Raw genomic sequence first — 15,237 nt, 5'->3', positions numbered from 1 at the left:
GGTTGGTCGAGTAGGCGCTGCAGGTGCGAGACCACAAGCCTGAGACAACTGCGCAACTCCCAGACCTACTGCTGCCCGACAGCGACATCGTGATCATGCATGGGTGGGGATCTGTTGCAGCGCCTCGTGCCGGATGATCTGTGGGCAATGGTCGAGCCGGTACTGCCGTCCTTCCGCTCGCGCCCGCAGGGCGGTGGCACGGCGCCGATTGACCAGCGAGCCGTATTCACGGCCGTCGTGTACGTGTTGACCAGCGGGTGCGCGTGGCGGCATCTACCCCCGACGTTCGGGGTCTCGCCAGCGACGGCTCACCGAAGGTTCTCCGCCTGGACCGCATCCGGAGTATGGCGCCGCCTGCACCGCATAGTTCTGGACGAGATCGGAGCCCGCAACGGACTCGACTGGAGCTCCGTGATCGTCGATGCCGCATCGGTACGCGCAAAAAAAGGGGGGCCGCTGACGGGGCCGAACCCGGTCGACCGAGGCAAAGCGGGCAGCAAACTTCATGTTCTCACCGACGCCCAGGGACTGCCCGTGGTCATCGGGGTGTCGGGCGCGAACGTCAATGACGTCCAGGCGCTTCGCCCGCTCATCCTCGGGATTCCGGCTGTCCGCTCACGGCGCGGCCCCCGGCGGCGGCGCCCCGAGAAGATTCGGGCCGACAAGGCGTACCACTCCGCCGACAACCTAGCGTGGCTGCGGGAACGCAACATCACTCCACGGATCGCCAGGCCGGGAGTGGAGTCCTCCGAACGCCTCGGACGACACCGATGGAAGATCGAGAGGTCCATCTCCTGGCTTTTCGGATACCGCCGCCTGACCATCCGCTACGAACGCAAAGGCAATCACTTCCTCGCCTTCCTCGGTCTCGCGGCAGTCATGACTTGCTACAAGAGGCTCTCCAAAATCGCCACGTGAGACATCCTCTTAGCTTGCCGGTGAACGTGTAACCGGTGGCACCGTCCGGACACACCTCCCCCTCGAAGAACGCACGCGAACCGAACGAGTCCTTGAACTCCGCTGTGATCTCTGGAAATTCCACCCTCCCCATACGCGCACTCCGCCCTCGTAGGCGAGACGCTCCGGCAGTCCACGCAGCCCGACGCACGACAGGGCCTGTCTCCCAGATCTGGCGGCAAGCACGTCCCATGCGCATCGAAACCGGATCGACTCCTCCCCGCCTCGACGACGAATATCCCCCGCTCACTTCGCACGCTGTGAGGTTCGGTGAAGGCGCCACTGAGGTGTTCGGGTTTTCGCATCATTGATGCGGGCTTGTATTTGTGCTGGTCGTCGGGTATTTCAGATAGTTGATCTTGGTGGTGGTATTCCGTACTCGGCGGTGGTGTGAGTCCGGATCGATCGGTGTCGTGTTCGTCGAACCTCCTTCGCGGTGTGCTCTGTAGCGCATGAGGGTGTGGGGCGGAGGTGAAACGGGGCTGCTGTCACTCGTCCAAGTGATCGAAGGGGCGCGTGTCAGGGTGTCGGCTTTAGCGTCTAATCCGTCGCGCCTGTCACGGGTGCGGCGTGAACTGCCCTGTGTGGGGTGGTAGTTGACGTCATAAAAGGGGCTGGCGCCGTGATCACTGCTTGGTTTCCGGTTCGCTCGTGGCGCGCATGCCAGCTCCGGTGACGGCGAACGGCGACGCTTCTGGGGCCGTGGGTGACGGTTTGGGGCGGCATCGGGATGAGTTGCGGCCTGCGGCAGTGGCTCAGCTGCTACGGCTGCGGGCCGCAGGGGAGTTGACGACAGCGCATGTACGGCTGGTCGCTGACGCGGTGGGTGTACACAAGCGGACGGTGTGGAGCTGGCTGGCCCGCGCGGAGGAGACCGGCAGTCCGGAGAAGCCGGAGCGGCAGCGGTTCGAGATCACTGATGAGGTGATCGAGGTCCTCGCCGATTATCAGGGCAACGTGAAGCGGGCTCACGAGCACTTGGTGCGCGTCGCGAAGGAGGCGGGCGTCAAGCCGGTCGGGTTGACGACACTGCATGATGCGATCGCCCGAGATCTCGATCCGGGCTTCATGGCGGGTCTGCGCGAGGGGATTTTGGCGGCCCGTGGGTTCGATCCGTGTTTTCAGCGGCCGTCGGTGGCGCGGAACGCGGTGTGGGAGGGGGACCACAAGCAGGCCGAGACGGTGGTGATGATGCCCGACAAGAAGCCGTCGAGGGTGTGGGTGACGTGGTTCGAGGACCGCGGGACCGGCTATGTCATGGGCTGGGCGGTCACCGCCGGCTCCGCGCACCGTGGCTCCGTCCTGGCGGCCGTACGAGCCTCCGTCATGCGCGAGGCCCCCTACGGCCCGGCTGGCGGGCTGCCGCACTTGGTCCGTGTCGACGGCGGCGCCGACTTCCTCTCCAAGACCGTCCTGCGCGCCTTCGGGCTGCTCGGCGTGCCCGTGCACCGGGTGCGCAGCGCCCGGCACAAGGGCGGCGTGGAACGCCTGAACCTGACGAGCATGACAAGGTTCTTCGCCGACCTGCCCCGTTACACGAAGGCGCCGAGGCTCGATCACCGCCGCCGCGTCGGAGACCAGGATCCACTGCTGACCTTCGAGGCGTTCGTTCGCCTGCTGGGCCAGTGGGTCCGCCAGCACAACACCGAGCACGTCATCCAGCGCACCGGGATGACGCCGCTTGAAGCGTGGCAGGCGGATCCGACGGAGATCAGGCCTGAGCCGAGCGCGTCCGAGTTGCGCGCCTTCATGCTGGAGAGCGACAACAAGGTCCACAAGATCACCAGTCACGGGGTCGAGTTCGCGGGTCGCTGCTATATGGCGGAAAACGGGGTGGGCCGGATCGGGCTCGAGGTGCGGGTGCGGTGGATGCCGCACCACACCCACGAGATTGACCTGTACACCTTCCGCGGCAACCGTTACCTGGGCCGGGCCTTCCTGAGTAACGAGGCCAGCGAGGAGTTGCGCGCCAAGGTGCTCCTCGAACGCGACGAGCACAGCAAGGCCTTGCGTCGGGCCCTGAACGGCGCCGCCGAGCGCCGGCGGGAGCGGCACCTGCCATCCACCGAGCCGGAACTGCCCGTCCGCGCGATGCGGATGACCGCGCAGGAGGCTCGCGCCGAACTCGAAGGCGCCGCTTTGCCCGTCGCACCCCGCCGCCGTATCCAGCCGTACCGGCCCCTGACTCCCGTCCCGGCCGGGTGGAAACGCCCCGGCCAGGACTCCACCGACACTGCATCCCAGGACTCCAAGGACGAGGTCTCGTGACAACTGCTCCTCAACGCAAGCACCTTGGCCAGCGCCGCCAGCCGGCCGCTGCCCCTGCGAGCGAGGCATCCAGGCGCCGCCCCGACCTGCGCCCGCAGCATTTCCTTGGTCTGAAGGACTCCACGCTGGTTGCCACGGACACTCTGCTGCAGATCAAGGACACCGTCATCGACACCATCGAGTCCAGGGCCATGTCCGTGATCTACGGCGACCCGGGGCTCGGCAAGAGCTTTTCCACGCGGGCCACGATCCAGGAGATGAATCCCGATCTGATCCTCCCTCTCGACTTCGCCCGCTCCCGCCCGGGACCGAAGGACCTGCGCGAGGAGCTGTTTCACCAGATGCGGCTCAACTGCAAGATGCCGGGCACGCCGACCGCGTTCGACAAGCTGCTGCGCGAGAGTCTGCCGCGGCGCCCGTATGTGATCGTGTGCGATGAGGCGCAGCAGTACCGCAGGGAGAATTTCGAGTTCCTGCGCAAATTGTGGGACAACTGCGACCCACAGCCCGCGATCGTGTTCGTCGGCGGCCGTGAGGCCTACGAGACGCTGCAGAGCGACCCGGCGCTCGCTTCCCGGATCTACATCCGCCTGGAGATCCTCGCGATGACCGAGGACGAGATCCTCAAGACGGTGCCCGACTCTCATCCGGTGTGGCGCGGTGTGGACGAGGCGCTGCTCAAGCGGATCGACACCCAGTACGCACTCGGCTCGTTCCGCGAGTGGGTCAAGGTCACCAAGCATGTCCTGAAGGGCATGGAGCACCTGGGAGCCGATACGGTTGACGAGACGGTAGTGGAGTGGGCGTTGGGCCGATGCTGACCACCGAGTCCACCGAGTCCACCGAGTCCACCGAGTCCACCGAGTCCACCGAGTCCACCGAGTCCACCGAGTCCACCGAGTCTTCCGTGCGGGCTGTGTGGGGCGAGGCGGCCGCGGCCGGGCCGTTCGCCGTCCTGGACGACGCTGACTCATCCGGGCTGCATTTCCTGCGGGTTGGGCAGATGCGCACGCTGCTGACCCCCGGCATGCTCGCGGTGGGCGCCGCGCTCGCCGACGCCGCCTGCGAGCGCCGGTTCGTGTGCGTGCTGGGTGATGTCGGCATCGGTAAGACCTTCGCCGTCCATGTGGCCGGCCGCCGTCTTGGCGACCTGCTGCCCCTCGAGCTGCGGGCGCAGCCGGCGCCGGCGGACCTGCGTAACTCTCTGCACCGGGCACTTCGGCTGCCCGGTGGGGCGCCGGCTGATCCGGGGGCCGCGGACACACTGATCCGCCACGCGCTGGCCGATCGGCCGCGGATCGTCGTGGTCGAGGACGCCCACCGGCTGTCGGCGTCCTGCATGGAGTACCTGCGATTCCTGTACGACGCTGTCGCGGGCGGGCTGTGCGTGGTCCTCATCGCCGCCCGCCGCGGGGAGCGGCGCCTGCGCGCCCAGCGGATGCTCGCCACCCGCACCGCCGGCTGGCTGCATCTTCAGCCGTTGACCCGTGATCAGGTCTCGGTAGCGGTGCCCGCGCTGCACCCAGTGTGGCAGGGCGTCGATCCCGGCGACCTGATGGAGCTGGACGCCCGGCTGGCCGGCGGCGCGCTGCGCCGCTGGGTCGTGATCACCCATCACACCCTGCGACTGATGGCCCGCGCCCGGGCCGCCGTGCCCGATGGGCGGCTGCTGCAGACGGTGGCCGACCGGGTCGACGGCGGACGGTGACCATGACGATGTCCCTGCCCGCTGTTCTTCCCACGCCGGGCGCCGCCACAGCATCGGCGGCGGGGCCGGTGCGATTGCTCCTGGACGCCGACGACGACCGTGCGGTGCACCGGGCCGCCTGCCGGTGGGCGGATGCGTCTCGCGGCCGGATCACTGCCGACCCCACCCCTCACACCACCAGCCCCGCCTACCTCGCGCTGGACGTGCTGCGCGCGATGGGCCGCCTCGGGTTCTCCCGCGAGGGAGCGGAGCGGATGTCCACCGACCCGGCCTGGCGGGCGGTGACCTGCTGGAGCCTGGCCACCGGCGTACGGGAGGTGATTGTGCTGCGCGCCCACCGTCTCACCGTCGAGCGGTTGCGCCGCCTGGCCGCCTGGCGTGTCGAGACCGGCATCCGCCTCACCCTGCTCGCCCATACCCCTCAGCCGGCCGACGTCCGGCGCCTGACGGAGCAACTGGCCGCCGCCCACCTGGCGGACGTGGCGTGTGTGACGGGTACGGCGGCAGCCCTTGACGCGATCGGGCCGGCCGTCGCCGACCACCGGACCGGCCCGCCTCCACTCGATCATGCGCAGCCGCTGCCTGCCGTACCGCGCGCTGGAGTTGCCGCCTTCCGAGCCCAGTGCTGGCGCCGACAGAACGAGGCCGACTTCGCGCGCACGGATGCCCAGTACCGTGCCGGCTACGCCGCCGCCCGCACATGGTGGGCCCGCAGCCTGCCGTTGAAGCCGCCTACCGGCAGCGGCGGCGCCGAAGAGGCCGACCGCCCGGCCGAGTTCACCAAGCCGACCGCATTCGGTCTGCGCGAGACGGAGGCGCTGCGGCTATTCCTGTCCCGGCTGACGGTCTTAAGCCCCAGCCCGCAGCACACCGTGGCCCGGGTCCGCGGTGCCCAGGCCGGCCTGCTGACCTGCGGGGTGCTGCTGAACGTGCCCGACGACCTCAATCGCCGCGCGGGGCCCGGGATCACCACCGTGCCCCTGACCCCGCGCACCGTGCACACGATCACCACGCGCCTGCCCAGCCCGCTGCGCGCCGCGGCGATCGCGGCTCTGCTGTGCACCGGCACCGCCACGCCGCTGCTGGCGATGACGCAGATCACCAGCGTCGGCGATCAGGCCACGCACATCGCCATTGACCGTGACGGACGGATCAACATCGGCGCCCCGCCCGCCCCACGGCACCTGTACGCGATTCCGCCCCGCGCCCGCCCGCTGCTCGCCGCGGCGCTCGAATTCCGCCGCCGCACTCCGCGCACCGCGCCCGCTCACGGCCTGTTCGCGAACTGCTTCGGCACCATGCCCCGCCTTCAGGCCCTGATCGCCGACGCGGGCCTGCCCGTTCCCGCCCTTGACCACCCGCACACCGACGACGACTGGCACACCGCCGCCCGTGGCTGGCACCTGCATACCCCCGCTCCACTCGCTCCTCACGTCCTGCCGCGCCTTGGGCCGGTGCGCCCATGAGCAGCCAACTGGCCTCCGGCGAGCGGGACATGACCGGCTTCGACCTGACCCTCGTCCGCAAGCGGGCCCGGGAGCGCCATCTCACCGACGAGGACCTGGCTGCACTGTGCAGCATCCCCGTCGCCGACTGGGACAGGCGGCTGAGTCCGCACACCCTGTCCGCCGCGGCCCTGTTCGCCCTGTCCCGCGCCCTTGACACGTCCCCCGAGTCGCTGCTGCGCGATGCGGGGCACCAGCGCCCGCGACGCCGCCCACGATCTGGCCCGGGAGCAGCCGAGCATGCCACCGTGCTGCACGCGGCCCTGCTGGAGACCGGCCCGTTGCACCCCGACGATGTGGCCTCGGCCCTGCAGTGGCCGGCGCACCAACTGCGGCGGGCCGCGAAGACCCTGGCCGCCCAGCTCGAGGAGCAGGCGGGCCCGCACCGGCTCGTCCACACCGACACCACCCTCCACCTGGCCGTACAGCCCGGACTGCTCACTGTCGGACAGGAGCAGAACCTGCACGAGGGCGGTCACACCGTCGCCAGCCTCAGCCCGGGCGAGGCCGCCGCCCTGACATGCCTGCTGCACACAGCCGTCCACGGTCTTCCTCACGCTGTGCCTGCCGGGCAGATTCCGCGCCTGGCCGCACGCGGGCTGCTCGTCCCCGACGGGTGCGGGCCGGCCCCGCACCCGGACGTGCTGTTCGCCCTCGGCCTGGTCGCACGCCCGCTGTCCGCCACCGGCCCGGACGTCGACGCCGGTGCTGCGGCCGCTCCGGCAGCCGGTACGTCACTGTCCGGGGGCGGGGTATCACGATGACGCCGCGCGAGGCGGCAGAGGGGGAGCGGGACAGCGGCCCGTGGCGGCCGGTATGGGCACCGGGCCGCACCCGCCCCGGCCTGCCCCCGCTCACCGTGGTGCACGATCGCGGCGACGACTACGCCTTCATGGCCGCGGCCCTGGCCGCCCACGCCCCCACCCACGGCCGGATCACAGTCCACCCCACCCCGGTGGCCGGCACTCCCGCCTCGCTCGCCCACGACCTGCTGCGCTCTGTGGGCAAACACCTCCCGGTGGACGGGAACCCAGAGGCCGTCGGCTGGGCGGCACAGGCCGAGATCGCCTGGCGCACGGTAGCCGCCTGGATATCTACGCTGCGCATCGGCCACGTCGTGGTCACCCGCGCCCACCGCATCAGCTCCCGGCACTTCGAAACCCTCCTTGCACTGCGGGAGTTGACCGGCATGCGCCTGACCCTGCTGTGCCACGGCCCCGTTCCGGCCGCCCTGGCCGCCGCCCTGCCGGCGCTGGCACACGAGCAGGTGCACACCCTGGCCGCAGCCCGCCGTGCCCTGGCGGTGGCCGGGCCGTACGACCCGCAGGCGGCCGGCCACTTCGCGTGGTGGCAGGCCACCGCGCAGTTCCCGCCCCACCCGGGTGAGCCGTGCTTCCTGCTGCCCCTGCGGCGCAAGACGTCCCGCGCCGATATCGAGGCGGCCTCGAAGCGCCTAGACCGCACCGTGCTCCCGCTGCCCGCACCCGGCCGCTTCACGCCCGAGCCGGACGAGCACACCCTGCTCCTCGCACACCGGCTGCACGCGCGCATCGCCCACCCCGTCCACGCCGCGGCACTAGCCCTGCGCATCCTCACCGGCCGCCCGCAGACCCAGCTGCCCGGCCCCACCGCGCCACCGTCCGACTCCCGGACACCCTCTGGCCGCCCGGCGCAGATACCGGCGTGGGCCGCAGGACTCCTCGAGACCGCGCGCTGCTTCGTGAACCTGGACCGGATCCGCGGCGAAGGGCCGCTGCGGCTGAGTAGCTGGGACCAGCAGGCCGTGGTCGAAGCCGCCCGCGCCTGCGAACTGCACGAGATGGAGGCGCCCGGTCCGCGGCGCGGAGGAGCCCGCACACGGCCGGGCAGCACACGCAAGAGCCGTTCCACCCCGACAACCCGCTGACAAAGATCAGGGAGCAGACGATGCCCGAGCCGGACCCCGAACTCCTCGACGCGATCCGCCGCGACCACCAGGCGGGCCAGAGGCTGCCCGAGGCCCTAGCCAAGCGCCACGGCGTGGGCCGCCGGATGGTCATGGAAGCGCTTACGACCGTGCCGCCCATCACGCTCGACATCCCGGCCGACGAGGAAGAGCTCGCCGAGGTCCGCCAGTGCTTGGAGATGCTGCTGGAAGAAGACCGGGCCAAGGCGCCCGAGCAGCGCCGTGAGGTGTTCGAGCTGTACCGGGAGCTGACCTTGCGCACCAGCCGGTGCCCGGTGACCTACCGGTGGGTGTGGCAGTACATCACCGCGTACCGCGCGCAGCACGCCGGCGCCGGCCCGGCCGGACCGGCCTCTTACGAGCGCACCTGGGCGGGTGCCGCCGGCTTGGACAAGGCGGAATTCGTCACCGGGCTGATCACCGATGCGGTGCGTGACCTGGCCGGCCTGGCCATCGAGGGGGCGATGCCGGCCGCGGACGGCGCCGAGCTGGGCCTGGTCAGTCTCGGCGCTGCCCGGGCCCGCATCGACCAGGCCCTGTGCGAACTCGCGCTGACCGGCCTGATCAGCGGCCTCACCCCCGCCCGGATGAGCGCCTTCACCCGCATCTCCGAAGACGACCTGGTCCAGCGCATCGAGGACTACCACCGCCTCATGACGACCTGAACCGCTTCCCGGGACGTCGGCAGCCAACTCGCCTGGGCGGCTCGGCTTCGTCGGCATCCCGCACGAGGTCGCGATCGACGGCCAGGAGCTGTTCTCTTCCACGTCGGCCTGCGCGGCGGCCCGGCCCCGGTCCGCGGCTACCTGCCCGACCTGATCTACCGCGTCCTGTCCGGCCGCATCAACCCCGGGAAGGTCTTCGACCTTACCCTGCCGCTGGAGCAGGTCGCCGAGGGCTACAAGGCGATGGACGAGCGGCGCGCCACCAAGACCCTGCTTAAGTAAGCCTTGAGCCCGACCCCCCCCACGCCGGGGCCGGGCACCCGGGTGCCCCGTCCCGGCGGATTTCTTTTGAAACGCACCGGTCGGGATGGAAAGCCGAGCCGGGCGGCAAGGGATGGACCATTGCCGGGACCAAGGCGTGGAAGAACGCCCGGCTCGCGCTGTGGAAGAACCCCGAAGACCTCACCGCACGCCAATACGGGCAGCTGGAGTTCATCGCCGAGGCTCATCCTGCCCTCCACCACGCCCACCTGCTTAAGGAAGGCCTGGGCCGGCCTGCTGCTCCACCGCCCGTACCGGGCTCGCACCGGGGCAGCGGCAGGGCGGTCGGCCATGACCGCGCCCTCGGACCGAAGATCGTGATGCAGTGGTGTCCGCAACGAATATTTCTCTTGCTGTTGTTGAGGATGAAACGAGGGTTATTGTGTGCGTTCGCTGCACATTCGGGAAAACCCAGGTGCACAGTGCTGGTGTGGGGACCGCCTGAGACGAAAAGGTCGCAGGCCCGGGGGATGGGCAAGAGCAACATGTCTGCACAGCTGTGGTCGGACGAGCCGACACACCTGGATCTTCTGTCGTTCGACGCGGTGGCCAAGACCGTGGTCCAGGCCGTACTCGACGACGCCCTCGACCCGGTGACCGTCGGGGTCTCGGGTGCCTGGGGGAGCGGCAAGACCACGGTGCTCCGACTGATCGAGGACGAGCTCGCCCCGCAGCCCAGGACCGACGCCACCGTTCTCGTGATCAGCACGGATCCGTGGCGCTACGACCCCGGTGTCAGCGCCAAGGAAACCCTGATCGGCGAGGTGCTCAGCGCCGTCGCCGCCGAACTCGCCCAGAAAGAACAGCCGGGACAGGCCCGCAGCCGTGCCCGGGCGGTGCTGACTACGCTGCGCCGGCGGGTCGACTGGGCCAAGGCCCTGCAGGTGGCGGCCAAGACGTCGCTGACCCTGCAGCTGCCCTCCGTCGACGACCTCACCAGCTTGATCAACATCGAACCCAGCAGCCAGGACGCCGACGCCGCAGACCCTCCGTCCCGCGGACTGGAGGAATTCCGCAGCGAGTTCTGCACGCTGATGGAGTCCGCCGAGCTCAGCCACCTCAAGCGCGTCGTCGTCCTCGTCGACGACCTCGACCGCTGCCTGCCCGAAACGGTCGTGGACACACTCGAGACCATCCGACTGTTCCTGGCGGTGCCCAAGATGGCGTTCGTCGTTGCCGCGGACGAGCACCGGGTGGCCGACGCCCTGCGTGCCCGCTTTGCCGCCCCCGGCAGCACACAGCAGGGAGCAGACGAGCGGTACTTCGAGGAACCTGCCAGCCTCTACCTGCACAAGATTGTGCAGACCACGGTGCCGCTGCCCACCCTGAGCCGCTTCGACACCGAAGCCTTCCTCGTCCTGCTGCAACTTCTCCAGCGCCTGCCCGACGAGGAGCTCACCCCCTACATCGCGGCCTGCGTACGCCTGCGCCGGGAGAAGGGACTGCTGGACGACCTGGCCACGACCGTGAACGGCAACGACATCTCCGCCGAACTGGCCTTTGCCTCACGGATGACGCCCATCCTCTACGAGAAGCTCCAAGGCAGCCCCCGCCGCATCAAGCGCTTTCTCAACGACCTGCGGGTGCGCCAGTCCGTCGCCGACCACCGCGGCATCCTCCTCGAGGCGGACATTGTGGCCAAGCTCATGGTGCTGGAGAAGCTCCTGCCCGACGCCTTCACCACCGTCCTGGGATGGCTGGCCCGCGGCGAACTGCGCTCCCGGATGGCCAAACTGGAAGCGGCCGCCGGCCGTCCCGCCCCCGAACCCCAGCCAGCCCAGGACGTCGGCCCCTCGCCCGACGACGACGCCCCCTCGACAGGAGAGCAGAACCCGGCGCCGGACGAGACCGAGCCGGTCACCTTCGAGGACGAACTGATCCGATGGGCCAAACTTTCCCCGAGTCTCGGCCCCGTGGACCTGGCCCCCTACCTCTACTTGGCGGCCGCGTTCTCCGGCGAGCAGCTCCTCGACGCCGGACTGCCGGGTCGGCTGCGGGACATCGCGGCCAACCTGCTGTCCACCGCGCGCTTCGACCAGCACCGGGTGACCGACGCCGACATCGAAGCACTCGGCGAGGACGACGCCCTGAGCCTGGTCGAGTACCTCGGCCGGGCAGGCCGGGACCGCCCGGCCGAACAGAGCGCGGCCGTGCGCGGCATGGTCCGTATCGTCACCGCCTACCCGGCCACCACTGAACGGGCCACCCGGCTCCTGCAGTCCGTCCCGGCTGGCGAACTGGAGCCGGCCACCATCCTGACCCTCCCGGCTGCCGACCCCGCCTTCCGCAGCGTGCTGGAGCACTGGAAGACCCATGCCCCGGCCGACCCGGCCCGGACCAAGCGTGCCCTGGAGCACGCCCTGGGCGCAGGAAGCCGCCTCTGATGGGCACCAAGGGCTCCTACACCGGAAATGGCACACCTGCCAGCAAACAACTGCAGCACAACATCACCCAGTGGCTCGACGCCCTGACAGGCTCCGACCCCGGCACACCCGCCCCTCAGCTCAGTCCGGACCAACTCGCCCCAGCCCTCGGCCTGTTCCGGACCTCCGGCGGCCACGCCGACGGCCCCGGCGGCGGAGCAGGAGGCGCCACCGAATCCGGAGGGGGCCGAGCCGGGGGAGGGGCACAGCGCACAGTCGTGCAGTCCTCCCGTACGGCAGGCCGCGCAGCGGCCGCGGCCTACGCCTACCGCACCGGCAACGAGCAGGCCCTGCAGGAACTCGGCCTCGACTACGCGGAACTGCAGGCCGTAGCCGACGACCCGATCGACTGGACCCGTCGGATCGTGGAGGCCGCTTGCGGGCCACTCGCCGACGGCACCATCGAGGACGAGGAGCGCCGCTTCGTCGCCAGCGAAGTGGCCCAATGGGTCCTGGAGGCAGGCACTGACAGCGCACCCCCCACTCCCGAGGAAGTCGTCCGGGAAACCCTGGCCCTGACCATCTCCGAGGCGATCCTCAGCGAGGCCGCCTCGAAGATGAACGACGGCTCCCGCCCCACCTGGGCCACCGCCGATGGTGAACGCCAAATCCGCGAAACCGCACGCGCCCTGGTCGAGCGAACCCCCCTCACGATCACCGGCCCCAGCACCACCGAGATCACCCGAGCCGTCGAAGAAGGCATCGAGGCGATGCGGTCCATCTGGATGGAGCCCTGATGCCTGCCTACACCCTGCGCCTGGACGCCGACACCTCCCGGCCCGAGCCCGACAGCACTACCACCTTCTGGTGGCCACCCGGCCCGGGCGGTTCCTTCGTCTCCACCCTCGGACCATGCCTGGGAGCACTAGGCCCCGTCCCCGAACCCAACATTGAACTGGTCCGCCTCGCCGCGCTGGTCTATGCCGCCGACCGCACCACCCGCCGCCGCGCCAACCGCTCCAACTGGACCCAACGCACCTTCGAACTGGACGTACCCGTCTACGCCCCGGCCCGCTGGGACGCAGTGCGTAAACGCCTCGAACCCCTCCTGGGCTTCCTCTCCGGAGACCGCTGGTCGATCCGCTTCCACCACACCGCCACCCCGCAAGAAACCATCCACGACACCCCGCACCCTGGAATACGGCGCGTCGTCCTCCTCAGCGGCGGCGCCGACTCGGCGGTCGGCGCCCTCTACTCCCGCCACGACCTCGGGCCAGAGCAGCACCTGCTGCTCTCCCATGTCGGCGCCACCACCCTCGCCCCCATCCAACGCGCCGTCGCCGACGACATAGCCCACCTCATCGACGGCCCCCCGCAGTTCCACCAGCCGCTGCGGTTCTCCCGCAAAAGCCATCAGTCCACCGGGGTGAAACTGCGCAACGAGTACTCCACCCGCACCCGCTCCCTGCTCTTCCTCGCCCTGGGCCTGGCCACCGCCGCGGTGGAGAAGGTGCCGCTGTGGATCCCGGAGAACGGTTTCGCCTCTCTCAACGTGCCGCTCACCCCTGACCAGCGCGGCGCCGTGTCCACCCGCACCACCCACCCCCTCTTCCTGCAGACCCTGGCCGCCATTGCCCACGACGCTGGAGCCCACGCCGTCATCCACAACCCCTTTGCCGCCCGCACCAAGGGCGAGATGTTCACCCTGGCCGCCGGACTCGTCGGCACCGGCCCGGCCGCCCGGCTGCTCAGCAGCACCCACTCCTGCGCCCACACTGGACACCGCACCCACCGCATCCCCGTGCGCACGCACTGCGGCGTGTGCTTCGGCTGCCTGCTGCGCCGCGCCTCCTTCCACGCCGCCCAGCTCGAGGACACGACCGATTACCTCCACACTCGCCATGACGCACACCTCAGCGCCTACCTGGCCGACAAGTCGGTCGAAGCCTCACTGCGCACCTTCCTCGCCCGCGGCCTGCGCCCAGCTGACATCACCACCCTGAACCTGCCCTCCGACTACCCCACCCGCCAGGCCTACGAGCTGTGCCGGCGGGGCGTCGCGGAACTGGAGCTGCTGTACCCATCATGAGGACGAGCGCACTGCCACCGCTGGACCTGCACGCACACATCGACACCAGCGTCCCGGTCGACGACCTCGCTGGCCTGGGCGCCGTCATCTTCGCCGCCACCCGGTCCCTGCCCGAGGCCGCCCGAGCCGTCCAGCGACACGATGACCGGATCATCTGGGGAGTCGGCGCCCACCCCGGACTCGCCCGCAGCCACACCGGCTTCGACCCCAACACCTTCACTCAACTGATCGACCACACCCCGCTGGTCAGCGAGATCGGACTCGACGGCAGGAGTCGCGTCCCGCTCGAGAACCAACAGACCACCCTCCGCAACGTCCTCGACGTCCTGGCGCGAACCCCGCGCATCGCCAGCATTCACAGCTACGTCGCCTGCGAGCAGGTGCTGGACGAACTGGAACGGTCCCCGGCCCCCGGCATGGTTCTCCACTGGTGGCTCGGAGACCCGGAGCAGACCGCCCGCGCCGTCCGCCTGGGCTGCTACTTCTCCGTCAACGCCTCCGCCGCACGCAAGACCGCTCTGCTGCAGACCATTCCTCTCGACCGTGTACTGACCGAGACCGACCACCCCTTCGGCGACCGCAGCTCCGCCCAGCCACTGCCCGGCAACGTCACCGCCGTTGAACAGACCCTCGCACGCCACCACCGAACAACACCCAGGGACATCCGCCAGACCGTGTGGCACAACCTGGCCGCACTCGTGCGCGACACCCGCTGCGCAACACTGCTCAGCCGACGGGTACGGTCCCACCTCGCCTCACTCCCGCCACGGTGACACCGCCGCAGGAGCACATCCTCACTGGAGCTTGCGATCGGTCCGTTTCCGCCAGGCCGGCCCGGTCGATCCGGGAGGATAGGCGTGCCCGTTTCCGCTGCGAGCTCGAGGTCGCCCGTGACTCCTTCCGCCCCCGATTCCGCCACGGCGCTCATGGCACTCGCAGCCGACACCCCCGTTCCCGCCCGTCGGGTGCTGCGCGCGGATCAGCAGGCGGCCGTGGACAGCGGGGCACGCGGGCTGAAAAAGCCCGGGAGTCGCGGGCACATGGTCTCCGCGTGCGGGACGGGTAAGACGCTGATTGCCCTCCTACGGCAAAGGCCCTGAACGTCGGGTTTCTGCTGGTGGTGGTAGCCCAGCCGGGATTCGATCGGCCAGTGGGCGGCGGCTGCTCGCGCGGACGGGCGGAGGGAGGCGTTGATGGCGGTGTCGTCGCTGAACGCCGACAAGCCCCCCGCGCTCGCCGAAGCAGGAGCGAGCAGCACAGGTTCGGGGGGTACCTGGCGTACTGGCTGGCCCAGCGCGCTAAGAAGAACGAGCCGGCGACTGTGTTCGTCACCTTGGACTCTCTCTCGCGGATCGAGGAAATCCAGCACTCCATCTTCCCTGCACCCACCTTCGATCTCACGGTCGTCGACGAGGC

General features: G+C 69.9%; 12 protein-coding genes and 1 pseudogene. All 13 read left to right on the top strand.

The window, feature by feature from the left end:
• The first annotated feature begins 99 nt into the window (after window positions 1-99).
• The 13 genes and pseudogenes from Sm713_RS24530 (at window position 100) to Sm713_RS24470 (ending at window position 14,594) form a co-directional block, all read left to right on the top strand.
• On the top strand, window positions 100-918 hold the full coding sequence (locus tag Sm713_RS24530) for an IS5 family transposase (RefSeq protein WP_212912270.1): 819 nt from the start codon (window positions 100-102) through the stop codon (window positions 916-918).
• Window positions 919-1,800: 882 nt separating this feature from the next.
• On the top strand, window positions 1,801-3,225 hold the full coding sequence (locus tag Sm713_RS24525; RefSeq protein ID WP_249416671.1) for a Mu transposase C-terminal domain-containing protein: 1,425 nt from the start codon (window positions 1,801-1,803) through the stop codon (window positions 3,223-3,225).
• Entirely contained in the window at window positions 3,222-4,046 is an 825-nt protein-coding gene (locus Sm713_RS24520; protein WP_212912269.1) for an ATP-binding protein, read from the top strand. Before Sm713_RS24525 ends, Sm713_RS24520 begins: the two co-directional genes overlap by 4 nt.
• A complete protein-coding gene (locus Sm713_RS24515; RefSeq protein ID WP_212912268.1) occupies window positions 4,040-4,933 on the top strand; it encodes an ATP-binding protein in 894 nt (297 codons plus the stop codon). The genes Sm713_RS24520 and Sm713_RS24515 overlap by 7 nt, the downstream gene beginning before the upstream one ends.
• A 2-nt stretch (window positions 4,934-4,935) precedes the next feature.
• A complete protein-coding gene (locus Sm713_RS24510) occupies window positions 4,936-6,399 on the top strand; it encodes a hypothetical protein (RefSeq protein WP_249416670.1) in 1,464 nt (487 codons plus the stop codon).
• A complete protein-coding gene (locus Sm713_RS24505) occupies window positions 6,396-7,202 on the top strand; it encodes a hypothetical protein (RefSeq protein WP_212912267.1) in 807 nt (268 codons plus the stop codon). The genes Sm713_RS24510 and Sm713_RS24505 overlap by 4 nt, the downstream gene beginning before the upstream one ends.
• Window positions 7,199-8,344, top strand: coding sequence for a hypothetical protein (locus Sm713_RS24500; protein WP_212912266.1), 1,146 nt, complete (start codon window positions 7,199-7,201; stop codon window positions 8,342-8,344). The genes Sm713_RS24505 and Sm713_RS24500 overlap by 4 nt, the downstream gene beginning before the upstream one ends.
• 20 nt (window positions 8,345-8,364) lie before the next feature.
• Window positions 8,365-9,048: a hypothetical protein gene (locus Sm713_RS24495; protein ID WP_212912265.1), complete on the top strand. Its 684-nt coding sequence runs from the start codon at window positions 8,365-8,367 to the stop codon at window positions 9,046-9,048.
• Between the two features lie 34 nt (window positions 9,049-9,082).
• Window positions 9,083-9,330, top strand: a pseudogene (locus Sm713_RS40635) (IMP dehydrogenase); the annotation flags it as partial.
• A gap of 524 nt (window positions 9,331-9,854) precedes the next feature.
• A complete protein-coding gene (locus Sm713_RS24485) occupies window positions 9,855-11,753 on the top strand; it encodes a P-loop NTPase fold protein (RefSeq protein WP_212912264.1) in 1,899 nt (632 codons plus the stop codon).
• Entirely contained in the window at window positions 11,753-12,529 is a 777-nt protein-coding gene (locus tag Sm713_RS24480; RefSeq protein ID WP_212912263.1) for a hypothetical protein, read from the top strand. Before Sm713_RS24485 ends, Sm713_RS24480 begins: the two co-directional genes overlap by 1 nt.
• Window positions 12,529-13,821, top strand: a complete 1,293-nt coding sequence (locus tag Sm713_RS24475; protein ID WP_212912262.1) for a hypothetical protein — start codon at window positions 12,529-12,531, stop codon at window positions 13,819-13,821. The genes Sm713_RS24480 and Sm713_RS24475 overlap by 1 nt, the downstream gene beginning before the upstream one ends.
• Window positions 13,818-14,594: a TatD family hydrolase gene (locus tag Sm713_RS24470; RefSeq protein WP_212912261.1), complete on the top strand. Its 777-nt coding sequence runs from the start codon at window positions 13,818-13,820 to the stop codon at window positions 14,592-14,594. The genes Sm713_RS24475 and Sm713_RS24470 overlap by 4 nt, the downstream gene beginning before the upstream one ends.
• Window positions 14,595-15,237: the final 643 nt, after the last annotated feature.

The sequence above is a fragment of the Streptomyces sp. TS71-3 genome (assembly GCF_018327685.1).
GTDB lineage: Bacteria > Actinomycetota > Actinomycetes > Streptomycetales > Streptomycetaceae > Streptomyces.
This window is presented reverse-complemented; position numbering and strand designations above follow the sequence as displayed.